Raw genomic sequence first — 21,664 nt, 5'->3', positions numbered from 1 at the left:
GAGTTTCACGGGTGGCGCAAGCGGCCCGTTTGAGGAGATAGCATGATCGTTCGTCCCGTACGCAGCAGCGATTTACCCGCTCTGATCGACCTGGCCCGCAGCACCGGCACCGGCCTGACCACCTTGCCGGCCAATGAAGAGCGCCTGACCCACCGGGTTGGCTGGGCCGAGAAGACCTTTCGCGGCGAAGCCGGGCGGGGCGATGCGGATTACCTGTTCGTGCTTGAAGACGACAACGGTCGCGTGGTGGGTATTTCCGCCATTGCCGGCGCCGTCGGCCTGCGTGAGCCGTGGTACAACTTCCGGGTGGGCCTGACGGTCAGCGCCTCGCAAGAGCTGAACATCTATCGCGAAATCCCGACACTGTTCCTGGCCAACGACCTGACCGGCAACTCTGAACTGTGCTCGCTGTTCCTCCACGCCGATTACCGCACGGGCCTCAACGGCCGCATGCTGGCCAAGGCGCGGCTGCTGTTCATCGCCGAATTCCCGCAACTGTTCGGCAACAAGATCATCGCCGAGATGCGCGGCGTGTCCGACGCCTCGGGCCGTTCGCCGTTCTGGGAAAGCCTGGGTCGGCACTTCTTCAAGATGGAATTCAGCCAGGCCGATTACCTGACGGGTGTGGGCAACAAGGCATTCATCGCCGAGCTGATGCCGAAATTCCCGCTGTACACCTGCTTCCTGTCGGAAGGCGCGCGCAACGTGATCGGCCAGGTTCATCCGGACACCGAGCCGGCCCTGGCGATGCTCAAGAGTGAAGGTTTCAGTTACCAAGGCTACGTCGACATCTTCGACGCAGGTCCTGCGGTGGAGTGCGAAACCGCCAAGATCCGCGCAGTGCGCGACAGCCAGGCGCTGGTGCTGGCCATCGGCACCCCGGGTGACGACGCCACGCCATTCCTGATTCATAACCGCAAGCGCGAAGACTGCCGGATCACTGCTGCGCCAGCACGCTTCGCCGCTGGCACTCTGGTGGTCGATCCGCTGACCGCCAAACGTCTTCAACTCAACGCTGGCGATCAAGTGCGCGCCGTTGCGTTGTCTGCTGCTCGGGAGTCGAAATAATGAATTCGCTATACATCGCCGGTGAATGGCTGACCGGTCAGGGTGAAAGCTTTCAATCGGTCAACCCGGTGACCCAGCAAGTGCTGTGGGCCGGTGAAGGCGCCACCGCCGCTCAGGTCGAGTCGGCGGTGCAGGCTGCGCGTCAAGCGTTCCCGGGCTGGGCTCGTCGAACCCTCGAAGAGCGCATTAGCGTGCTGGAGGCTTTTGCCGCCGCGCTGAAGAGTCACGCCGACGAACTGGCTCGCACCATCGGTGAAGAAACCGGCAAACCCCTGTGGGAAGCGGCGACTGAAGTCACCAGCATGGTCAACAAGATTGCCATCTCGGTGCAGAGCTACCGCGAACGGACCGGCGAGAAGAGCGGCCCGCTGGGCGACGCCACCGCTGTATTGCGTCACAAGCCGCACGGCGTAGTGGCAGTATTCGGTCCTTACAACTTCCCCGGTCACTTGCCGAACGGTCACATCGTGCCGGCGCTGTTGGCCGGTAACAGTGTGCTGTTCAAACCCAGCGAACTGACGCCGAAAGTCGCCGAACTGACGGTCAAGTGCTGGATCGAAGCCGGTCTGCCGGCCGGCGTGCTGAACCTGCTGCAAGGCGCTCGCGAAACCGGTATCGCCCTGGCGGCGAACCCGGGCATCGACGGTCTGTTTTTCACCGGTTCCAGCCGCACCGGCAATCATCTGCACAAGCAGTTTTCCGGTCGTCCGGACAAGATCCTCGCGCTGGAAATGGGCGGTAACAACCCGCTGGTGGTGGATCAGGTCGCGGACCTCGATGCCGCCGTTTACACCATCATTCAGTCGGCGTTCATTTCTGCCGGTCAGCGTTGCACCTGTGCCCGCCGCTTGCTGGTGCCGCAAGGCGCCTGGGGCGACACGCTGCTGGCGCGTCTGGTGGCGGTCAGCTCGACCATCGATGTCGGTGCGTTCGATCAGCAACCGGCACCGTTCATGGGCTCGGTGATTTCCCTCGGCGCGGCGAAAGCGCTGATGGATGCGCAAGAACATCTGCTGGCCAACGGCGCCGTGGCGCTTTTGGAAATGACTCAGCCTCAGGCTCAAGCCGCCTTGCTGACCCCTGGCATCCTGGACGTGACAGCGGTTGCCGATCGCCCGGACGAAGAGCTGTTCGGTCCGCTGCTGCAAGTGATCCGCTACGCTGATTTTGAAGCGGCGATCGCTGAAGCCAACGACACCGCCTATGGCCTGGCGGCCGGTCTGTTGTCGGACTCCGAAGCGCGTTATCAGCAGTTCTGGCTGGAAAGCCGCGCCGGTATCGTCAACTGGAACAAGCAGCTGACCGGTGCGGCGAGCAGCGCGCCATTCGGCGGTGTCGGCGCCTCGGGCAACCATCGCGCCAGCGCCTACTACGCCGCGGATTACTGCGCGTACCCGGTGGCCTCGCTGGAAACTCCGAGCCTGACCTTGCCGAGCGCACTGACTCCAGGCGTGCGCATGTCGTAAGACCGACCCTTGTAGCAGCTGCCGAAGGCTGCGTTCGACTGCGAAGCAGTCGTAAATGGGTACACCGTGATTCTGGATCAGAATCGGGGATAGTTTAATTGCGGCTGCTGCGCAGCCGAACGCAGCCTTCGGCAGCTGCTACAGCCTATAACAACAGATTCTCGTGGAGCCTCGCTGATGAAATCCTATGAAGTCAATTTCGACGGTCTAGTGGGGCCGACCCATAACTACGGCGGCCTGTCTTACGGCAACGTCGCCTCCCAGAGCAACAGCCAGCAATCTTCCAATCCGAAGGAAGCCGCGCTGCAAGGCCTGGCGAAGATGAAAGCGCTGATGGAAATGGGCTTTCAGCAAGGTGTTTTAGCGCCACAAGAGCGTCCGGATGTGGCTGCATTGCGCCGGTTGGGTTTCAGCGGCACCGATGCCCAGGTGATCGAGCGCGCCGCCAAAGAGGCCATGCCGCTGCTGGTTGCCAATTGCTCGGCGTCGAGCATGTGGGTGGCCAACGCCGCCACGGTCAGCCCGGGCGCCGACACCGCGGATGGTCGCGTGCATTTCACCGCCGCCAACCTGAACTGCAAATACCACCGCAGCATCGAACACCCGACCACCAGTCGCGTGCTGGGGGCGATGTTCGCCGATCAGAAACACTTTGCTCATCACGCCGCGTTGCCGGCCGTCGCACAGTTCGGTGACGAAGGTGCGGCCAACCACACGCGTTTCTGCCGTGACTACGGTGAAGCCGGTGTCGAGTTTTTCGTGTTCGGTCGCAGCGCGTTCGACACCCGTTACCCGGCACCGCAGAAGTACCCGGCGCGCCAGACCCTCGAAGCCTCCCAGGCGGTTGCGCGTCTGCACGGTCTGAGCGATGACGGCGTGGTGTACGCCCAGCAGAACCCTTCGGTGATCGATCAGGGCGTGTTCCACAACGACGTGATCGCGGTGGGTAACGGCGAGGTGTTGTTCTATCACGAGGATGCCTTCCTCGATACCGACCGGATGCTCGCTGAACTGCAAGGCAAACTCGCAAAAGTCGGTGGGAAATTTCAGTCGATCTGCGTACCGCGTTCCGCGGTCACCGTGGAAGACGCGGTACGTTCCTACCTGTTCAATAGCCAGCTGCTGTCGCGTCCCGACGGCTCCATGCTGTTGATCGTGCCGGAAGAATGCCGTGGCAACGAGCGTGTCTGGCAATACCTGCAAGGCCTGACCAGCTCTGGCGGTCTGATCCGCGAAGTGAAGGTGTTCGATCTCAAGCAGAGCATGCAGAACGGTGGTGGCCCGGCTTGCCTGCGGTTACGCGTCGCACTCAACGAAACCGAACTGGCGGCCGTCAACCAAGGGGTTATCATGACGGCTCCGTTGTACGGCACATTGACCGAATGGGTCGACAAGCACTACCGCGACCGCATGACCGAAAACGATCTGGCGGATCCGCAATTGTTGCTTGAGTGCCGGACGGCACTGGATGAATTGACGCAAATCCTTAAACTGGGCGCGGTTTATCCATTCCAGATCAATTGATATCTCCAGATGAGAGCGTAATTACATGAGCGATACCCTGCAGCTGATCCTTGAAGACACCGACGGCACGCAACTGGAAACGTCCTGCACCCGCGTCGCGGTCATGTGGCAAGGCAAAGAGCTGTGGATCCAGCAGGACGGCCGCGGCCAGCTGCTGATCGGCGTGGACGTCGAAGAGGGGGACGCTGAATACGCCAACCTGCTGCTGCGCCCGTTGGCGACTAATCTGGTAAGTCTGCAACTGGAGATGGAACCGGCCGACATCAGTGACGACGAGGACCACGTCCACGGCCCGGATTGCAATCACGACCACTAAGGAAACCGCTCTATGCTCGCCCTCGGCAAACTGCTTGAACTGACCCTCGCCGGTCGCGAACCGGCGGAGAAGACTCAACTGACTGTCGAAGGCGTGCGGATGCGCTGGTTGAGCGAAGGTGCGCTGGAAGTCCGGCCACCTGAAGCCCGTGACAATGGCCTGGACCTGCTGCTCTCGGCCGGCATCCATGGCAACGAAACAGCGCCGATCGAGCTGCTCGATCGCCTGTTGCATGACATCGCTCGCGGTGATCTGAAGCCGCGCGCACGTATTCTGTTTCTGTTCGGCAATCCCGAGGCTATTCGTCGCGGTGAGCGTTTCATCGAGCAGGACGTCAATCGGCTGTTCAACGGCCGGCACGAACAAAGCAGCGGTTCCGAAGCCTTGCGCGCTTGTGAGCTGGAGCGGCTGGCGGCGACTTTCTTCAGCCTGCCGGACCGCAACCGTCTGCACTACGACCTGCACACGGCGATCCGTGGCTCGAAAATCGAGCAGTTCGCTCTGTATCCCTGGAAAGAAGGTCGTCAGCATTCACGCTTGGAACTGGCTCGCCTGCGCGCCGCCGGCATGGAGGCGGTGCTGTTGCAGAACAAGCCTTCCATCGTCTTCAGCTCCTACACCTACGACAAGCTCGATGCCGAGTCCTTCACCCTGGAACTGGGCAAGGCCCGGCCGTTCGGGCAGAACGATGGGGTCAACGTCAGCCTTCTTGAGTCCCGCCTGAAGCAGATCATCGAAGGCACCGAGCCGCCCATGACCGACGATGGGCTGGATGGCTTGCAGTTGTTCAGCGTCGCGCGAGAAGTCATCAAGCACAGCGACAGCTTCCGCCTGAACCTGCCGGCGGATATCGAAAACTTTTCGGAGTTGAAAGTGGGTTATGTGTTGGCCGAGGATATCGCCAATACCCGCTGGATCATCGAAGAGCAGGGCGCCCGGATCATCTTCCCGAACCCAAAGGTCAAGAACGGCCTGCGCGCCGGCATCCTGATCGTACCGACGACCGACGAAAACCTCGCCTGACTGATCGTTCCCACGCTCTGCGTGGGCATGCAGCCGGGGACGCTCCGCGTCCCAAGAGCAGACGCAGAGCGTCTATTGAGGCATTCCCACGCAGAGCGTGGGAATGATCATGTAACTAGACCGCTACCGCGCGAGGCTCGCTGCGGCGCAATGCGCGCGTCTTGTGCAGTGTATCCGCGCAGGTCTTCGCCGCTTCCTGACCTTTATGCACGAAATGCTCGAAGAAGAACTTCTGATGTTCTTCGCCGGCATGGAAGTGGTGCGGGGTCAAAACCACCGAGAACACTGGCACTTCGGTTTCCAGTTGAACCTGCATCAGGCCGCTGATCACCGACTGGGCGACGAATTCGTGGCGATAGATGCCACCATCGACCACCAGGCCCGCGGCGACGATGCCGGCATAACGACCGGATTTGGCCAGCAACTTGGCGTGCAGTGGAATTTCAAAGGCGCCGCCGACTTCGAAGAAATCGATGTCCGACTCCTGATAACCCTGAGCAATCATTTCGGCGACGAAGCCTTTACGGCTCTGATCGACGATTTCCTTGTGCCAGCAGGCCTGAATGAACGCGACGCGCTCGCCCTGATGGTTTTTGCTTTTGCTATCGATTGCGGTGGGTTGCATGTTCTGACTCCTGTTTGTGTGAAAAACAGGGCGTTATGAATCGAATGGGATTCAAGGGTGCGCACGCTCGCACGAATGCCTGCGGACGGCCCTTTTGTGTCAATCCCGTTCTCTCTTCATCCGGACTATGACCGTCGGCCCCGGAATCACACCGGGTCTGCTGACCTTGCCGCCATCACAGCCATTGCCGTACCTGACACCAAGCGCTCGCGGGCTATGCGCATTGCGCGCAATTACCGCCGGTGGGGAATTACACCCCGCCCTGAGAACGTTTCGCCGCCAGAACGTTTGGCGGCGTAGCGTTTTTAACACATATTTCCTGAGTACGCATGGCTGCTTTCTGATGATTGCTATCAGATTTTTCGAAGGCGTAAAGCGCCTTTTCTCGCGCAAGGCTTGATTAATTGTCGGCATGACCGCAGTAATTCCATTCCGAAACGGATTTTTCCCCTGCTTACCGAGGCCAGATTCATGAGTGTTATCGATCTTCGCAGCGACACCGTTACCCAACCGACCGCAGGGATGCTCGACGCGATGGCCAATGCGGCCACCGGTGACGACGTCTATGGCGAAGATCCGACGGTCAATCGTCTGGAAGCCGAGCTGGCAAGACGACTGGGTTTTGCCGCGGCGCTGTTTGTCCCGACGGGTACCATGAGCAACCTGCTGAGCTTGATGGCCCACTGCGAGCGCGGTGACGAATACATTGTCGGTCAACAGGCCCACACCTATAAGTACGAAGGTGGCGGCGCGGCGGTGCTCGGTTCGATCCAGCCGCAGCCGCTGGAAGTGCAAGCCGATGGTTCGCTGGATCTGGCGCAGGTCGCCGCCGCGATCAAGCCGGATGACTTCCACTTCGCCCGCAGCCGTTTGCTGGCGCTGGAAAACACCATGCAGGGCAAGGTGCTACCGCTGGAGTATCTGGCCCAGGCTCGCCGCTTCACTCGGGAATATGGCCTGGCGCTGCATCTGGATGGCGCGCGGCTCTACAACGCGGCGGTCAAGCTCGGTGTGGATGCCCGGGAGATCACTCAGCATTTCGATTCGGTATCGGTCTGCCTGTCCAAAGGCCTGGGTGCGCCGGTCGGTTCGGTGCTGTGCGGCACGGCGGAATTCATCGCCAAGGCGCGGCGTCTGCGCAAAATGGTCGGTGGCGGCATGCGCCAGGCCGGGATTCTTGCGGCGGCGGGGCTCTATGCGCTGGATAATAATATTCAGCGCCTGGCCGACGACCATGCCAATGCACAGTTGCTGGGCGAGGGCCTGCGAGCGGCGGGCTATGAGGTCGAGCCGGTGCAGACCAACATGGTTTACGTGAAGATGGGCGACAAGGCCGAAGCGATCAAGGCCTTCGCTGCGACGCGCGGGATCAAACTCAGCGCTGCCGCTCGTCTGCGAATGGTCACGCACATGGACGTCAGCCGTGCGCAAATCGAGCAGGTCGTCGCGACATTCGTCGAGTTTTCCCGCAACTGATCGCGTTAGCGGTCCAATTGACCGTTTCTATCGTATAAACACGCTGTACCCCGCGCGCAGGGCCGATATAATGCGGCCCTTTGCCGTCGCTTCGTCTGTTGACGTTTCGAACAGGCCTTTGGCCGCAGCCTCCGTGGAAGAACCTAATGAAAAGCGCAGAAATCCGTGAAGCCTTCCTTCGCTTCTTCGAAGAGCAAGGCCACACCCGTGTAGCCTCCAGCTCTTTGATTCCGGGCAACGACCCAACCCTGCTGTTCACTAACGCGGGGATGAACCAGTTCAAGGACTGCTTCCTGGGCCAGGAAAAGCGCGCGTACACCCGCGCCGTCAGCAGCCAGAAATGCGTGCGCGCCGGCGGCAAGCACAACGACCTGGAAAACGTCGGTTATACCGCCCGTCACCACACCTTCTTCGAAATGCTGGGTAACTTCAGCTTCGGTGATTATTTCAAGCGTGACGCCATCACCTACGCCTGGAACTTCCTGACCAGCGAGAAGTGGCTGAACCTGCCCAAAGAAAAGCTCTGGGTCACCGTCTACGCCAGCGATGACGAGGCGTACGACATCTGGACCAAGGAGATCGGTGTTCCGGCCGAGCGCATGGTTCGCATCGGCGACAACAAGGGCGCGCCATACGCTTCCGACAACTTCTGGACCATGGGCGATACCGGCCCGTGCGGTCCTTGCACCGAGATTTTCTATGATCACGGCGCCGACATCTGGGGTGGCCCACCGGGCTCGCCGGAAGAAGACGGCGACCGTTACATTGAAATCTGGAACAACGTGTTCATGCAGTTCAACCGCACCGCCGATGGCGTGTTGCACCCGTTGCCAGCGCCGTCGGTGGACACCGGCATGGGCCTGGAGCGGATCAGTGCCGTGCTGCAGCACGTTCACTCGAACTATGAAATCGACCTGTTCCAGAGCCTGCTCACCGCATCGGCCAAAGCCATCGGTTGCACCAACGACGCTCAGGCTTCGCTGAAAGTCGTGGCTGACCACATTCGTTCGTGCGGCTTCCTGATTGCCGATGGCGTGCTGCCGTCCAACGAAGGTCGCGGTTATGTGCTGCGCCGGATCATTCGTCGTGCTTGCCGCCACGGCAACAAACTGGGCGCCAAGGGCAGCTTCTTCTACCAGATCGTTGCGGCCCTGGTCGCCGAGATGGGCGAAGCGTTCCCTGAGCTGAAATCCCAGCAGGCGCACATCGAGCGCGTCCTCAAAGCCGAAGAAGAGCAATTCGCCAAGACCCTGGAGCAAGGCCTTAAGATTCTCGAGCAGGATCTGGCCGAACTCAAAGGCGACGTGGTGCCGGGCGACGTGGTGTTCAAGCTTTACGACACTTACGGCTTCCCGATGGACCTGACCGGCGACATCGCTCGCGAGCGCAGCCTGACCATCGACGAAGAAGGCTTCGAGCGCGAAATGGAAGCCCAGCGCGTCCGTGCTCGCTCCGCCAGCTCCTTCGGCATGGACTACAACAGCCTGGTCAAGGTTGATGTGGCCACCGAGTTCACCGGTTATACCGCGCACAGCGGCTCCGCCAAAATCGTTGCTCTCTATAAAGACGGGCAATCGGTTGACGTACTGAGCGAAGGCGAAGAGGGCGTGGTCGTTCTCAATCAGACCCCGTTCTATGCCGAATCCGGTGGTCAGATTGGTGATTGCGGCTTCCTCCAGGCTGGCGCTGCGCGTTTCGACGTGCGCGACACCACCAAGACCGGCGGTGCGTTCCTGCACCACGGCGTGCTGGATTCGGGCAGTCTGATCGTAGGTGCTCCGGTCGAGACTCATGTCGATGCCGAAGTGCGTCACGCGACGTCGCTGAACCACTCGGCGACTCACCTGCTGCACGCCGCATTGCGTCAGGTACTGGGCGAGCACGTTCAGCAGAAAGGCTCGTTGGTCGACAGTCAACGCCTGCGCTTTGACTTCAGCCACTTCGAAGCCATCAAGCCTGAGCAACTGAAAGCGCTGGAAGACATCGTCAACGCCGAGATTCGCAAGAACTCCGAGGTTGAAACCGAAGAAACCGATATCGAAACCGCCAAGCAGAAAGGCGCCATGGCGCTGTTCGGCGAGAAGTACGGCGACAGCGTACGCGTGCTGAGCATGGGCGATTTCTCCGTCGAGCTGTGCGGCGGTATTCACGCCACCCGTACCGGCGACATCGGCCTGCTGAAAATCATCAGCGAAGGCGGTGTGGCCTCCGGCGTGCGTCGTATCGAGGCAGTCACCGGTGCCGCGGCACTGGCCTACTTGAATGCGGCAGAAGAACAACTCAAGGAAGCGGCCAACCTGGTCAAGGGCAGCCGCGATAACCTGATCGACAAGCTGTCGGCTGTGCTGGAGCGCAACCGTCTGCTGGAGAAGCAACTCGAGCAGTTGCAGGCCAAGGCGGCCAGCGCGGCGGGCGACGATCTGTCGGCCTCTGCCCTGGACGTCAAAGGCGTGAAAGTGCTGGCCGTGCGTCTGGACGGCCAGGACGGCAAGGCGCTGCTGGCGCTGGTCGATCAGCTGAAAAACAAACTCGGCCGCGCAGTGATCCTGCTCGGCAGTGTCCATGAGGAAAAGGTCGTTCTGGTTGCAGGCGTGACCAAAGACCTGACTGGCCAACTCAAAGCCGGTGATTTGATGAAGCAAGCCGCTGCGGCAGTGGGCGGGAAGGGCGGTGGTCGTCCAGACATGGCGCAGGGCGGTGGTACCGACGCTGGCGCACTGGATGCCGCATTGGCCCTGACTGTTCCATTTGTAGAGCAGGGTTTATAAGGCAGTGTGCCTGGCCCGCGGTCTAGTGGCGGGCCAGAACGCTGTTTGAGTGATTATTGGGCGCCCTTCATGGGCAGAGGCGGCTTTGAAATGGCTTTGATCGTACAGAAATTTGGAGGCACCTCAGTCGGCACTGTCGAGAGAATCGAGCAGGTCGCCGACAAGGTTAAGAAATTCCGCGATGCGGGCGATGACCTGGTGGTTGTGCTGTCTGCAATGAGCGGCGAAACCAACCGTCTGATCGATCTGGCCAAGCAAATCAGTGGCGACGGCCAACCGGTTCCTCGCGAGCTGGATGTGATCGTTTCCACTGGTGAGCAGGTGACGATTGCACTGTTGGCCATGGCGCTGATCAAGCGCGGCGTGCCAGCGGTGTCGTACACCGGCAACCAGGTACGGATTCTGACGGATAGCGCGCACAATAAAGCGCGTATCTTGCAGATTGATGACCAGAAGATTCGCGGTGACCTGAAGGCCGGTCGCGTGGTGGTTGTCGCCGGTTTCCAGGGCGTCGACGAGCACGGCAATATCACTACGCTCGGTCGTGGCGGTTCCGACACCACCGGCGTGGCGTTGGCGGCAGCCCTGAAGGCTGACGAATGCCAGATCTACACCGACGTCGACGGCGTCTACACCACCGACCCGCGTGTGGTGTCCGTGGCTCAGCGCCTGGACAAGATCACCTTCGAAGAGATGCTGGAAATGGCCAGCCTCGGTTCCAAGGTGTTGCAGATCCGTGCGGTCGAGTTCGCCGGCAAGTACAACGTTCCGCTGCGCGTACTGCACAGCTTCAAGGAGGGTCCGGGCACCCTCATTACTATTGATGAAGAGGAAACCATGGAACAGCCGATCATTTCCGGCATCGCTTTCAACCGCGATGAAGCCAAGCTGACCATCCGTGGCGTGCCAGACACCCCGGGCGTGGCGTTCAAGATTCTCGGCCCGATCAGTGCCGCGAACATCGAAGTCGACATGATCGTGCAGAACGTTGCGCACGATAACACCACCGACTTCACCTTCACCGTGCACCGCAACGACTACCAGGCGGCGCAAACCGTACTGGAAAACACCGCTCGCGAGATCGGTGCCCGTGAAGTTGTTGGCGACACCAAGATCGCCAAGGTCTCGATCGTCGGCGTCGGCATGCGCTCCCACGCAGGCGTGGCCAGCCGCATGTTCGAATCCCTGGCCAAAGAAAGCATCAACATCCAGATGATCTCGACTTCGGAAATCAAGGTGTCCGTGGTGATCGAAGAGAAGTACCTGGAACTGGCTGTGCGCGCCCTGCACACAGCTTTCGAACTGGACGCGCCGGCCCGACAGGGCGAGTAATGCGTTCCCCCGAAGGGCGCGGTCTGACCGCGCCCTTCGTTTTTTGAATGGTGCGTACCAAAGCTGTTCTTTTGCTCGCGCTAGTCAATACTCAGGCATGTAGGGCTGCGACCTTTTCGGTTGTAGGTCGAATGCCTTTTTTTTGCAGACTGTTGTCCCTGAAATGAAATGCGTGAGGAGAAAGGTATGCTGATTCTGACTCGTCGGTGCGCAGAAAGCCTGATTATTGGTGATGGCGAAATCACCGTGACCGTGCTCGGCGTCAAAGGAAATCAAGTGCGCATTGGTGTCAACGCCCCGAAAGAGGTGGCTGTGCATCGTGAGGAAATTTACCTGCGTATCAAGAAAGAGAAGGACGAAGAACCAAGCCATTAATTTTTATCGTTTTTTATGTTTGCAAACGGGGATAAAGCTGGTTAATATACGCCCCGTGTTGCGGAGAGCTGGCCGAGTGGCCGAAGGCGCTCCCCTGCTAAGGGAGTACACCTCACAAGGGTGTCGGGGGTTCGAATCCCCCGTTCTCCGCCATTATTTGTTTAGTACGTTGTAATCTGGCTTCTTCGGTAAGTTGTTGAAATTACTAGAAAAAGTGCTTTACAAAAAGATTTAACGGCCTATAATGCGCGGCAACAAATGCACTCGTAGCTCAGCTGGATAGAGTACTCGGCTACGAACCGAGCGGTCACAGGTTCGAATCCTGTCGAGTGCACCATTTAAGAGTTGTTTGCAGTGATGTGAATGACTTGGCTCCAACCAGTTGTGATCTGGTATAAAAACACAAATGCACTCGTAGCTCAGCTGGATAGAGTACTCGGCTACGAACCGAGCGGTCACAGGTTCGAATCCTGTCGAGTGCACCAAACAACAAAAAGCCCGCGTTTAACGCGGGCTTTTTGCCGTCTGCGATTTGGCTTTTCCTTTGGTACAACCTTTCTCGTCGAATTCGATATGAGCACTGCGCCCTCGCTTGTTGTCGTAGCGGTAGCTCATGGCTGAATTGCGGGTGCTGATCTTGTCTGGCTTACCGAGAGCGCTTTCGACATCCTGTTGACTCATGCCGGCGACGACCCGCTGATTGATGATCGCTGCACGGCGCTCCTTCGCGCTGAGCTGATTTCCACATTTGTCCTCGGACTGACCAACGACCGTCGGCTCTCTCCTTTGGATTTTCCTGCCTGATGTTTCGCGGGTGTCAGCTTCCGGCATCAGGGCTGTCGTGCTGCCTGGCAAGAAGGTGCGCACATCCTGAAGCGAAAAGTTATCCCCGGTCGTGCAGCTCAAGGTTGTGAAGGTGATGCGTCCATCGGGGGCTTCGCACCGGTGGACGGTCGTGGCAAGCGCCCAGGGCGACAGGCAGAGCAGGGCGGCAAGCAAGAAATAATGAGTATTGGATGGCATTCGACGTCCTCCTTGACGGTCCTTCTCAAGGGTAGCCGGTACATTTTTCGACGGCGGTGTGTTTTCTTTTCAGGATAAGTCGTCGCAGTTCCATGGATCAGGACAGCGCTCAGGTTTGTCTCGCAAGCGCTTGTTTCAGCCACGATTTTTTAACGTTTAAAACCGTCAGGCGGTGTTATCATTGCGCCCGTCAGCCCCGCCGGGGCTTGTGGAATACCTCCATGGACTTACCCAGTAGTTACTCAGTACCCCGTTTTTACAATCATGAATTGACTGATTGATCCTTCCGGCGTGCCCCGCTGCTGGGAGTGGAGTTCGCCTATGTCTGAAGTTGAAGTAAAGAAAACGCAGGAAAGCTTGCAGGACCGCCTCGCTCAAGTCGTTGAGCTGCTGCAGCGCCAGCGGGTGGTCGAAGACCTGACTCATCGTCAGGAAGGTGCGCATCACGACCTGGTCGAGAACCTGGTTCACCGGCAAAACCTCGTCGAGTTGCAGCGCAAGCTCGATGATCTGCACTCCGCCGACGTTGCCTACATCCTTGAAGCCTTGCCGCTGGACGATCGTTTGACGGTCTGGCAATTGGTCAAGGCCGATCGCGACGGCGACATTCTGCTCGAAGTATCCGATTCGGTTCGTGAAAGCCTGATCGCCGACATGGACGATCACGAGCTCCTGGCGGCGACCAAGGACATGGATGCCGACGAACTGGCTGACCTGGCCTCCGAGTTGCCGCGAGATGTCGTCCACGAGCTGATGGAAACCCTCGATGGCCAACAGCGTGAACGCGTCCGCTCCGCGTTGTCTTATGACGAGGATCAGGTCGGTGCGCTGATGGACTTCGAGATGGTGACCATCCGCGAGGATGTCAGTCTCGAAGTGGTTTTGCGTTACCTGCGCCGTCTCAAGGAGCTTCCGAGCCACACCGATAAACTGTTCGTGGTCGATTACGACGGCGTGCTCAAGGGCGTGTTGCCGATCAAGCGCCTGCTGGTCAACGACCCGGAAAAACAGGTATCGGAAGTCATGGCCAGCGATCCGGTGAGTTTTCATCCGGACGAAGATGCTTACGAGGCCGCTCAGGCGTTCGAGCGTTACGACTTGATCTCGGCCCCGGTGGTCGACAAGAACGGCAAGCTGATCGGTCGTCTGACCATCGATGAAATGGTCGACCTGATTCGTGAAGAGAGCGAAAACGAAGTTCTCAACATGGCGGGTCTGCGCGAAGAAGAAGATATTTTTGCGTCAGTCTGGAAATCCCTGCGCAACCGTTGGGCCTGGCTGGCGATAAACCTGATCACCGCGTTCGTTGCATCCCGGGTGATCGGCCTGTTCGAAGGCTCCATCGAGAAACTGGTAGCGCTCGCGGCATTGATGCCGATTGTGGCGGGTATTGGTGGCAACTCGGGTAACCAGACGATCACCATGATCGTTCGGGCCATGGCGCTGGACCAGGTCAGTACCGGCAATACGTCGCGGCTGATGCGCAAGGAGTTGGCGGTTGGCTTGATCAATGGTCTGGTCTGGGGCGGCGTGATCGGTGTGGTGTCCTATCTGCTTTATGGCAGTTGGTCCCTGGGCGTGGTGATGACTGCCGCCATGACGCTTAACCTGTTGCTTGCGGCCCTGATGGGGGTTTTGATTCCGATGACCCTGGCACGGCTTGGGCGCGACCCGGCAATGGGCGCCAGTGTGATGATCACTGCCATGACCGACAGTGGAGGCTTTTTTATCTTCCTCGGGCTGGCGACAATTTTCCTGCTTTGAGGTCCTGATTTAAAGAACCCGCCTGATCGGCGGGTTTTTTTTAGCCAAATTTCAGGCAAAAAAAAGCCAGCAATTACGCTGGCTTGAGCTTTCGGGATGAATCAGGAAGCGTCTGCGGCCATTTCTGCGTCATGGGCGATCAGCGAAACCAGAGCGTTTTGCTGGCGGTGGGAGAGTTGACGGAAGCGTTGCAGCAGTTCGCGTTCGTGCAATGACAGCTCGGGGCTGTCCAGGCGCATGCTCAATTCTTCGCCCAACGCGCCTTCCTGAATAAGGCTTTGCTCAAGGCGCGCGATGATTTCGGAGTTCATGCTGCGATGATGATTGCGAGCCACCTCGGCAATGCGTTCACGCATTCCGTCTGGCAGACGTACGACGAACTTGTCAGCCGTACGGCTGGAATAAATTGCCTGTTTCAATGGGCGCATATATTTAACCGGTTAGTTCAGGGGAGCGGTTCTCGGGATTGGCCGCAGGATGTCAGATAGGACAAGCACTCCAGCCAAATGTTCAACCTGAATTGATAGAGGCGCGCATCATGCCTCAAATTAGCCAGATCATTGGCGTCAATTCTGTGACAAATATTGATTTGGGTAAAGGCTTAATGCCAGCACCCATTATCAGAAATGCGGACTGGTTTGAAAATAATCCATGAGTCCGTATCGCTGTCCGCGTCCTCTTGCACGACAGGTGATGCCCGAAGCCCCCTGAAGGTGCATGCTATGCGGATTCGATCCTTGTTCCTTACCTTATACAGGATAGTGGCAAATGGCCGATTTACTAGGGCTGACGGGCGGTATGGGATAATTTCAGGATGGATGGCAGGCTGATTTATTTAATGGGACCTTCGGGATCCGGCAAGGACAGCCTCATCGAAGCCGCTCGCGAGCCATTGCGAACGCGCAATTGTACCGTCGTGCGTCGGGTTATCACGCGCTCGGCTGGATCCGTGGGTGAAGACGCCATCGAGGTGTCCCGCGAAGAATTCGAGCGGCGCAGAGGCAAAGGGGATTTCGCGCTGTCGTGGCAGGCCAATGGGCTGGATTACGGTATTCCTGTGCGCATGGATCAATGGCTCAAGGACGGTCACGATGTATTGATCAATGGTTCGCGCGGGCACCTGGCAGAAGCGCAGCAGCGCTACCCCACGCTGATACCGGTGCTGTTGACGGTCAAGGATGAAGTGCTGCGTGAACGTCTGCTACAGCGGGGGCGCGAGAGCCTGACAGAAGTTGAAGCAAGACTGCGCCGCAATGCGTTGTTCATGGCTGACGATGCTATCGGTGATACGCAGATCCGTCGGCTCGATAACTCCGGCGACCTGATGGCAACAGTGGCCAATCTTCTGGAGCTGTTGAGCTTCAGCGGCTGATGGGGGGGGGCGCTACCGTGAGGCGTCTGCCTACACTTAAAAAGCCCTACGGACGACATGACAAAAGCGGGCCTGCCCGTTAACATGCATGCCGTCCATCGCCCCGCATTCCTTGCGGGGGGACTTGTGTCTCAGTAGCTCAATTGGATAGAGCATCCCCCTCCTAAGGGGAAGGTTGGCAGTTCGAACCTGCCCTGGGACACCATATAATTCGCGCCTTTCAAACCATTCTCCTGACAGCTTCATTTTTTCGTGACAGCAGGGTGGCAGCAGAAGGCAAAAAAAGCCCCACTCAGAATCAATCTGATGGGGCTTTTTAGTACCTACAATTGATCAACCTTTTCCGACCGCCGAGCTGACAGCGGGTTAGGCGGGAGCCTTCTCGTCAATCTCAGTTGTGCTTCCGGGCTCTATTCGAATTTTCAGGTGACCTTGCCCAGCCAGAACCTCAGAGAGGCCTTCCTGTAGCTTCAGCTGCGAATTTGTCATTTCCTCGCTGAAGGGGAAACCGGTCACGTTCATGCTAATCGGTTGATGCCCGGAAAGGACTTCAATTGCGTAGTGCCTTAGCTTTTGCTGGTCGAGCTCAAGATCTGTATGGCCCTTTGGAATGTAGGCTCCGTTTCGTAGAAGGACCCGGTCATACCGAAGATTTAGATCCGTGGCCATTGCACTCAACATTAAAATCAAAAGCTCTTGCTGCTTCTCGACCCACCTTTCCGCATTGCTCTCGTTTATCGTCGAGGTAAGGTGCTCCAGGTAGTCACGCCAGGTATCCAAAACGTCTGTTTCTGAGGCCTTTCGGCGGTTCGAGCGGCCTCCGTTGAACGCGAGATCAATCATGTTCAATGCACGAACATGATCCGGTGAGAGCCTTGCCGCTCGAGTTGCCATCAACGTGCTAAATATCCAGGTTTTTTGGTTTCTGGACTCATTCACGCGCTCAAGATACTTCTGTGCTTGAACCGCTAGGATCGGCCCAAGCAGTGTGGCAACGATCGTACCGATTCCGAAAACCCAGTTTGCTTCCATTCTTTTTTCCGCAAGGTTGGGGAAGATGGCTCGACAGCACTTGCCGAGTAGAGCTCTGAGAATATGTGTATTTTCCATCGCACGCCAAGGCAACCCCAAAAGCACTCAGTTGTGATCTTCCATTTTTACTTTTTAGGCTAAAGCGATTTGATCCCTGATCCTTAGAACGGTAGTGGTCGAACAGTTGGCGTGCCGAGCTGTTGCGCGGATGCCAAGGCCGGCGCCGAGCAGTTCCGTAACGCGCTTGTGCAGATCCTCATCGACCGGCCGACCCTGGTACTTGCCGGCAGCTTTAGCCTTCTCGATACCTTGGGCCTGGCGCTCTCGGCGCTGCTCGTAATCCTTGCGCGCAATGGCGGCCATCATTTCCACCAGCATCGAGTTGATCGCTCCCAGCATCCGCCCGGTGAACTCGTCGCCTTTGGTGTCCTGCATTCCCTGGTGACTGGTTGGCAGATCGATCGCGACGATGCGCAACCCCTTGGAGTCGATCGCAGCCTTGAGCTTCTGCCAGTCTTCTACAGGAAGCCGTGAGAGGCGATCTATCGATTCGACAAGCAGCACGTCACCCTTGCGCGCGTCTTCGAGCAGGCGCAGTAGCTCAGGCCGGTCTGCCGTGGCGCCGCTGGCGTTCTCCAGGTACACACTAGCGATGACCTTGTTATGGTCGGTGGCGAACTGCTCGAGCGATGCCCGGGCGCGGCCCGCGTCCTGCTCTTCGGTCGATGCTCTGAGGTATGCGCGGATGAACATGATGTGCGTCCCGTATCAGTTAAGGTGTCTCACTAATACTGTTGCACTTTGAGTGTTACTTATCAAGCAGGAAGGGCAAATAAACGCAAATTTGCGTGTATCAGCTCAGGCATACCATGGAGAACACCCTATGCAGCAAGTATCAAAGCTGTGTGATGCTTCCGGCCTCTCGCTTGATAAAAAAATCACTATGCTGCTGGCGGTCCAAACGCTAGGTTTTGTAAGGTTCTGGTGTGTGCTCAATAACAAGTTGGGTAATTACACAGATTTGCCCACCCATTTGCATTCCACCTGACCAGTTATTTGCATCGGATTTGACCAGCAAGCCGCATGGCCATGACCGGCAGAGAACGGCCAGGTAGCTGCTCCTCAAACTTGGAGAATTTCATTGGCACACTTCACGTTCGTCGTCGGCCAACGATATACAAAGGATGACATCTATAGAATCTGCCGCGTTCCGCCGGGCAAGCAGAAGGGCAACTGGAACACGGGCTATACCCAATGGAGCGGCGATTGGTTCATCTTCTGCAATATTGGCACAGCGGGCCGAACGGGTCATGACTATGCAAACCGCTTTGAAGAAGGTCTTCTCCATTGGTACGGGAAGACCGCGTCGCATGTGGGACAGGAATCCATTAAGAGTCTCCTGAGCCGTCAGGGGGGAGTTCATGTGTTCTATCGTACCGACGATAGGAGTCCCTTTAAATATGCTGGCGAGGCAGCCCCGGATAGCTTTCAACGGACGACGCCCGTACAAATCACTTGGTCATTTCAAGTTGGGGCACCGCAGCGCGGATTCACAGGTGCGACTGCGGCTGAAACACAACCGCAAGCATCTCAAGCGTCAGGCGAATTGCAATTCCCAGAGGAGGTCGCGGGTGCCGCAACCTATGGAGAAGGCGCTGTAAAACAGGTTTCGGTAAACGCATACGAGCGGAGCGCTAAGGCAATTTCAGCGTGCAAAGCACATTACGGCACCGCGTGTGTCATATGCTGCTTCGATTTTGGCAAGGTGTACGGTGAGATTGGTCGCGGCTACATTCACGTCCACCACCTCGTGCAGCTTGCTGATATCGGCAAAGATTACAAGGTGGATCCGGTGAAGGATCTTCGCCCGGTGTGTCCAAACTGCCACTCAATGCTTCATCAGCGTCGACCACCGCTGTCTATCGATGAACTGAAGAAGATGATCGGTCGCAGCTAACCATTCTCTGCAGGCGCGGCGGCCCTATCTGGTCGCGCCTGAAGGCGATGGTGTTTAGTCGGCAATAGCATCCATGGCACAGCCCTCGAATTGAATGGACGACGCTAACTCCTTGTAGTGGGTAATGCTCACGGTCTCCTTCTGGCCGATTTCTGCCTTCCACGACCGGCTGAAACCGACCCATAGCTGACATTGCCAATCGTTCGAATTTACAGGTGTTAGCTCTGGTGGCGATTACACCCCGCTACCAGTTGCTTCAGCCCTTCCATATTCTGGATTTTAACGTCGCGACCGGCAATTTCCACCAGTCCCTGATTCCGCAGATGCGCAATGCCCCGGCAGATGGTTTCCAGGCGCAGTCCCAGGTAGGAGCCGATTTCTTCGCGACGCATTTTCAATACGAAGTCCCTGGATGAGTAGCCGCGGATACTGAAACGCTGCGACAGGTTCAGCAAAAAAGCCGCCAGCCGCTCGTCCGAGTTCATGTTACCCATCAACATCAGCATGCTGTGATCACGCACGATTTCACGACTCAGGAGCCTGTTCAGGTTGTGCTGCAGTGACGGCAGGTTCTGTGCGAGTTTCTCCAATTGCGCAAAGTGGATGGGGCAGACTTCGCTGTCCTCAAGGGCAATCGCATTGCAGGCGTGCTCTTCGGCACTGATAGCGTCCAGACCGAGCATTTCGCCGGGTATGTGAAAGCCGGTGACCTGTTCACGACCATCGACTGACACCATGCTGGTCTTGAATGAGCCGATACGGACCGCGTAAAGCGAGCGTAACGGATCTCCAGTGCGGTACAGCGCTGCATCCTTTTTAACCTTGAAGCGTTGCACGATCAGCGTGTTCAGACGTTCAACCTCCTGCCCGGTCAGGCCAATCGGCAGGCACAACTCCAATACGCTGCAGTTGGAGCACGCAGCCTTGAGATGCTGAACTTGAACGGGACGAGTTTCGAGCATGGGAGATGACGCCATCTGAGGATGAAATAAGCATAGGCGGTGAGCTCTCAGATACGTATCTCATTCGGACGTTTGCCGGAAGAATAGACGAACGGGGGGCAGAAAACGCACTCAACCTGTCAATCTCGCCTGGCATTGCTGCTGGCGGCTGGTGTGGTTCGTTGAAATGGGCTATTAGTTACGACTCGATTGGATCTGGACCCAGGTGACCAATATGAGCGAGATGGCTGAGCGGCCCTGTTCTGTGGACTACACCCATCAAAACGGGATTAAGGCACGAATAGATTTTATATGGGGCGCGCCAGATGATCCGGCTCCTAGTGGTATTTGCGTCACCGTGAATTTTGCCAATGAAAATATACGGCTAATTCGGGAAAATACTGTTTATAAAAGTTTTGAAGAGGCGATGAAGCAAGGGATTCGGCTGGCTGAAGGCGTTATAGACGTGCTTTTCGAGCCGTTAGATTGAGTAAGGCTTTCTCCGTGGGTAATTACACGGACTTGCCCCCCATTTGCATTCGACCTGACCAGTCATTTGCATCGGATTTGACCAGCAGGATTCGTGGACATGACCGGCAGAGAGCGACCCTTTGCAGCCAGTCGCGAAAGGCAATGGTTTCCCCCTTCACCCCTTCACCCCTTCACCCCTTCACCCCTTCGCCATTTTCGGCAGACCGACGGTGTCGATGCGCCAGCATTATGGCTTCTTTGGATAGTCCAGCCCTACTTGTGTTGGCGTGGTCTTGCCGATGCCCGACCACGACTTCGCATCGAACCTGAACTCGGCGATGGCGCAGGTTGGCATCTGGGTGATCTCGCTCGTGAGGTGATGCGCGAGCTCGGTCAGCTCGGGGTTGTGGCCGACCAGCATTACGCGCTTCAGTTTGTCGCCAAGCTCTTGAATGACGTCGAGCAAGTCATCCATCTCGCAAGCATAAAGCCGATCATTCACCACGATATCCTTGTTCCTGAAATCGAGCATCTTTGCGATGACCTCCGCAGTCGCAAGCGCGCGTGTCGCCGGGCTCGACATGATCATATCGAGCTTCACATTGCGCTCTGCCAATCGCTTACCCATCTTCGCCACATCGCGCCTGCCCCGATCCGCCAATGGTCGGTCTCGGTCGGGCAACGAAGTATCGTCCCAACTCGACTTGGCGTGGCGAACGAGGAATAGCGTTTTCATTGCACTCATCCTGGATGTTCTCGGGGGAGAGCCCATTCCTATTGGATGCGATGCTTGAACGGCGCAATCGCAAGCGGTCTTCGGCTCGTGTCGGAAGACCGCATCCACGACGACATTGATTCAACCTACATCACCGCAGCCTGCTTGCAAACAGGGTTTTCACCTGAGGGTTCGGTCATGACCAGGAGGGCTCTCCATGGCGAAAATCGTCTATTGGACACCAACCGCGACTGACAGCTCCTGGCCGATTCTGTTGAAAAAGTAGCTCCCCCGTCTGGCCTGCGGCAAAATCTTCGCACCAGCCAGCAGGGAAGCACGCAGCATGATGGGACAGTTATCGAGTGGGCAGGAACGGCTGTTTTACTCGTTCAACCTTGAGGATCACATCCCCGCCA

Annotated in this window: 21 protein-coding genes, 4 tRNA genes and 1 riboswitch; of the genes, 18 read left to right on the top strand and 7 right to left on the bottom strand. The window is 57.7% G+C overall.

Annotated features, from left to right (window positions below; all coding sequences use genetic code 11):
• Positions 1-42: 42 nt before the first annotated feature.
• From astA to astE, 5 genes are all read left to right on the top strand, one after another.
• Positions 43-1,068: an arginine N-succinyltransferase gene (gene astA / locus HCU66_RS23380; protein WP_205890791.1), complete on the top strand. Its 1,026-nt coding sequence runs from the start codon at positions 43-45 to the stop codon at positions 1,066-1,068.
• Positions 1,065-2,534, top strand: coding sequence for a succinylglutamate-semialdehyde dehydrogenase (gene astD, locus HCU66_RS23375; RefSeq protein ID WP_205890800.1), 1,470 nt, complete (start codon positions 1,065-1,067; stop codon positions 2,532-2,534). Before astA ends, astD begins: the two co-directional genes overlap by 4 nt.
• A 177-nt stretch (positions 2,535-2,711) precedes the next feature.
• Entirely contained in the window at positions 2,712-4,058 is a 1,347-nt protein-coding gene (astB, locus tag HCU66_RS23370; protein WP_205890790.1) for an N-succinylarginine dihydrolase, read from the top strand.
• A gap of 25 nt (positions 4,059-4,083) precedes the next feature.
• Positions 4,084-4,374: a topoisomerase II gene (locus HCU66_RS23365; RefSeq protein ID WP_205890789.1), complete on the top strand. Its 291-nt coding sequence runs from the start codon at positions 4,084-4,086 to the stop codon at positions 4,372-4,374.
• 12 nt (positions 4,375-4,386) lie between these two features.
• Positions 4,387-5,397 (top strand): succinylglutamate desuccinylase, encoded by a 1,011-nt coding sequence (gene astE / locus HCU66_RS23360; RefSeq protein ID WP_205890788.1) that lies wholly within the window; start codon positions 4,387-4,389, stop codon positions 5,395-5,397.
• 115 nt (positions 5,398-5,512) lie between these two features.
• Here astE and HCU66_RS23355 read toward each other — a convergent pair whose 3' ends face one another.
• Positions 5,513-6,022 (bottom strand): 6,7-dimethyl-8-ribityllumazine synthase, encoded by a 510-nt coding sequence (locus tag HCU66_RS23355; RefSeq protein ID WP_019582888.1) that lies wholly within the window; start codon positions 6,020-6,022, stop codon positions 5,513-5,515.
• 103 nt (positions 6,023-6,125) lie between these two features.
• A riboswitch (FMN riboswitch) is annotated at positions 6,126-6,296 on the bottom strand.
• Between the two features lie 197 nt (positions 6,297-6,493).
• Here HCU66_RS23355 and ltaE point away from each other — a divergent pair.
• From ltaE to HCU66_RS23320, 7 genes are all read left to right on the top strand, one after another.
• Positions 6,494-7,498 carry a low-specificity L-threonine aldolase gene (ltaE, locus tag HCU66_RS23350; RefSeq protein ID WP_205890787.1) on the top strand — a complete coding sequence of 335 codons (1,005 nt, stop codon included), beginning with the start codon at positions 6,494-6,496 and terminating at the stop codon, positions 7,496-7,498.
• Between the two features lie 146 nt (positions 7,499-7,644).
• On the top strand, positions 7,645-10,266 hold the full coding sequence (alaS, locus tag HCU66_RS23345) for an alanine--tRNA ligase (protein ID WP_205890786.1): 2,622 nt from the start codon (positions 7,645-7,647) through the stop codon (positions 10,264-10,266).
• Positions 10,267-10,356: 90 nt separating this feature from the next.
• Entirely contained in the window at positions 10,357-11,598 is a 1,242-nt protein-coding gene (locus tag HCU66_RS23340) for an aspartate kinase (protein WP_105346344.1), read from the top strand.
• Between the two features lie 186 nt (positions 11,599-11,784).
• On the top strand, positions 11,785-11,973 hold the full coding sequence (gene csrA, locus HCU66_RS23335; RefSeq protein ID WP_002554426.1) for a carbon storage regulator CsrA: 189 nt from the start codon (positions 11,785-11,787) through the stop codon (positions 11,971-11,973).
• Positions 11,974-12,035: 62 nt separating this feature from the next.
• Positions 12,036-12,126 (top strand) — tRNA-Ser (locus HCU66_RS23330).
• A gap of 107 nt (positions 12,127-12,233) precedes the next feature.
• Positions 12,234-12,310, top strand: a tRNA-Arg gene (locus HCU66_RS23325).
• Positions 12,311-12,381: 71 nt separating this feature from the next.
• Positions 12,382-12,458: transfer RNA gene (locus HCU66_RS23320), tRNA-Arg, on the top strand.
• A 19-nt stretch (positions 12,459-12,477) separates the two neighbouring features.
• Here the strand turns inward: HCU66_RS23320 and HCU66_RS23315 are convergent.
• Positions 12,478-12,996 (bottom strand): cell envelope protein SmpA, encoded by a 519-nt coding sequence (locus HCU66_RS23315; protein ID WP_205890785.1) that lies wholly within the window; start codon positions 12,994-12,996, stop codon positions 12,478-12,480.
• Between the two features lie 321 nt (positions 12,997-13,317).
• On the opposite strand from HCU66_RS23315, the gene mgtE reads away from it, so the two are divergent.
• Entirely contained in the window at positions 13,318-14,760 is a 1,443-nt protein-coding gene (gene mgtE / locus HCU66_RS23310) for a magnesium transporter (RefSeq protein WP_205890784.1), read from the top strand.
• Between the two features lie 101 nt (positions 14,761-14,861).
• Here the strand turns inward: mgtE and HCU66_RS23305 are convergent, their stop codons facing one another.
• Entirely contained in the window at positions 14,862-15,188 is a 327-nt protein-coding gene (locus tag HCU66_RS23305; RefSeq protein ID WP_003178899.1) for an Arc family DNA-binding protein, read from the bottom strand.
• Positions 15,189-15,574: 386 nt separating this feature from the next.
• Between HCU66_RS23305 and phnN the strand changes: the two genes are divergently transcribed.
• A complete protein-coding gene (gene phnN / locus HCU66_RS23300) occupies positions 15,575-16,132 on the top strand; it encodes a phosphonate metabolism protein/1,5-bisphosphokinase (PRPP-forming) PhnN (protein ID WP_205890783.1) in 558 nt (185 codons plus the stop codon).
• Between the two features lie 128 nt (positions 16,133-16,260).
• Positions 16,261-16,337: transfer RNA gene (locus HCU66_RS23295), tRNA-Arg, on the top strand.
• Between the two features lie 161 nt (positions 16,338-16,498).
• On the opposite strand, the gene HCU66_RS23290 is transcribed toward HCU66_RS23295, so the two are convergent.
• Both HCU66_RS23290 and HCU66_RS23285 read right to left on the bottom strand, forming a co-directional pair.
• Positions 16,499-17,164 carry a DUF6680 family protein gene (locus tag HCU66_RS23290; protein WP_205890782.1) on the bottom strand — a complete coding sequence of 222 codons (666 nt, stop codon included), beginning with the start codon at positions 17,162-17,164 and terminating at the stop codon, positions 16,499-16,501.
• A 132-nt stretch (positions 17,165-17,296) separates the two neighbouring features.
• The gene (locus tag HCU66_RS23285) at positions 17,297-17,917 is read right to left on the bottom strand and encodes a recombinase family protein (protein ID WP_205890781.1); all 621 of its coding nucleotides are present in this window, start codon (positions 17,915-17,917) and stop codon (positions 17,297-17,299) included.
• 130 nt (positions 17,918-18,047) lie between these two features.
• On the opposite strand from HCU66_RS23285, the gene HCU66_RS23280 reads away from it, so the two are divergent.
• Positions 18,048-18,212 carry a hypothetical protein gene (locus tag HCU66_RS23280; RefSeq protein WP_205890780.1) on the top strand — a complete coding sequence of 55 codons (165 nt, stop codon included), beginning with the start codon at positions 18,048-18,050 and terminating at the stop codon, positions 18,210-18,212.
• A 93-nt stretch (positions 18,213-18,305) separates the two neighbouring features.
• Positions 18,306-19,121 (top strand): HNH endonuclease, encoded by an 816-nt coding sequence (locus HCU66_RS23275; protein WP_241015639.1) that lies wholly within the window; start codon positions 18,306-18,308, stop codon positions 19,119-19,121.
• A gap of 218 nt (positions 19,122-19,339) precedes the next feature.
• On the opposite strand, the gene fnr is transcribed toward HCU66_RS23275, so the two are convergent.
• Positions 19,340-20,083, bottom strand: a complete 744-nt coding sequence (fnr, locus tag HCU66_RS23270) for a fumarate/nitrate reduction transcriptional regulator Fnr (protein WP_205890779.1) — start codon at positions 20,081-20,083, stop codon at positions 19,340-19,342.
• Positions 20,084-20,297: 214 nt separating this feature from the next.
• Here fnr and HCU66_RS23265 point away from each other — a divergent pair, with 214 nt between their 5' ends.
• A complete protein-coding gene (locus HCU66_RS23265; protein WP_205890778.1) occupies positions 20,298-20,552 on the top strand; it encodes a hypothetical protein in 255 nt (84 codons plus the stop codon).
• A 228-nt stretch (positions 20,553-20,780) separates the two neighbouring features.
• Here the strand turns inward: HCU66_RS23265 and HCU66_RS23260 are convergent, their stop codons facing one another.
• Positions 20,781-21,269, bottom strand: a complete 489-nt coding sequence (locus tag HCU66_RS23260; protein ID WP_205890777.1) for a SixA phosphatase family protein — start codon at positions 21,267-21,269, stop codon at positions 20,781-20,783.
• Positions 21,270-21,664 lie beyond the last annotated feature (395 nt).

Source organism: Pseudomonas frederiksbergensis, from assembly GCF_017114915.1.
Taxonomy (GTDB): domain Bacteria; phylum Pseudomonadota; class Gammaproteobacteria; order Pseudomonadales; family Pseudomonadaceae; genus Aquipseudomonas; species Aquipseudomonas frederiksbergensis_I.
Note: the sequence above shows the minus strand (reverse complement) of the source record. Positions and strands in the feature narration are given on the sequence as shown.

Coding starts and splice junctions, on each gene's coding strand:
- astA (WP_205890791.1), top strand. CDS start 43: ATGATCGTTCGTCCCGTACGCAGCAGCGATTTACCCGCTCTGATCGAC.
- astB (WP_205890790.1), top strand. CDS start 2,712: ATGAAATCCTATGAAGTCAATTTCGACGGTCTAGTGGGGCCGACCCAT.
- HCU66_RS23365 (WP_205890789.1), top strand. CDS start 4,084: ATGAGCGATACCCTGCAGCTGATCCTTGAAGACACCGACGGCACGCAA.
- astE (WP_205890788.1), top strand. CDS start 4,387: ATGCTCGCCCTCGGCAAACTGCTTGAACTGACCCTCGCCGGTCGCGAA.
- HCU66_RS23355 (WP_019582888.1), bottom strand. CDS start 6,022: ATGCAACCCACCGCAATCGATAGCAAAAGCAAAAACCATCAGGGCGAG.
- ltaE (WP_205890787.1), top strand. CDS start 6,494: ATGAGTGTTATCGATCTTCGCAGCGACACCGTTACCCAACCGACCGCA.
- alaS (WP_205890786.1), top strand. CDS start 7,645: ATGAAAAGCGCAGAAATCCGTGAAGCCTTCCTTCGCTTCTTCGAAGAG.
- HCU66_RS23340 (WP_105346344.1), top strand. CDS start 10,357: ATGGCTTTGATCGTACAGAAATTTGGAGGCACCTCAGTCGGCACTGTC.
- csrA (WP_002554426.1), top strand. CDS start 11,785: ATGCTGATTCTGACTCGTCGGTGCGCAGAAAGCCTGATTATTGGTGAT.
- HCU66_RS23315 (WP_205890785.1), bottom strand. CDS start 12,996: ATGCCATCCAATACTCATTATTTCTTGCTTGCCGCCCTGCTCTGCCTG.
- mgtE (WP_205890784.1), top strand. CDS start 13,318: ATGTCTGAAGTTGAAGTAAAGAAAACGCAGGAAAGCTTGCAGGACCGC.
- HCU66_RS23305 (WP_003178899.1), bottom strand. CDS start 15,188: ATGCGCCCATTGAAACAGGCAATTTATTCCAGCCGTACGGCTGACAAG.
- phnN (WP_205890783.1), top strand. CDS start 15,575: ATGGATGGCAGGCTGATTTATTTAATGGGACCTTCGGGATCCGGCAAG.
- HCU66_RS23290 (WP_205890782.1), bottom strand. CDS start 17,164: ATGGAAGCAAACTGGGTTTTCGGAATCGGTACGATCGTTGCCACACTG.
- HCU66_RS23285 (WP_205890781.1), bottom strand. CDS start 17,917: ATGTTCATCCGCGCATACCTCAGAGCATCGACCGAAGAGCAGGACGCG.
- HCU66_RS23280 (WP_205890780.1), top strand. CDS start 18,048: ATGCAGCAAGTATCAAAGCTGTGTGATGCTTCCGGCCTCTCGCTTGAT.
- fnr (WP_205890779.1), bottom strand. CDS start 20,083: ATGCTCGAAACTCGTCCCGTTCAAGTTCAGCATCTCAAGGCTGCGTGC.
- HCU66_RS23265 (WP_205890778.1), top strand. CDS start 20,298: ATGAGCGAGATGGCTGAGCGGCCCTGTTCTGTGGACTACACCCATCAA.
- HCU66_RS23260 (WP_205890777.1), bottom strand. CDS start 21,269: ATGAAAACGCTATTCCTCGTTCGCCACGCCAAGTCGAGTTGGGACGAT.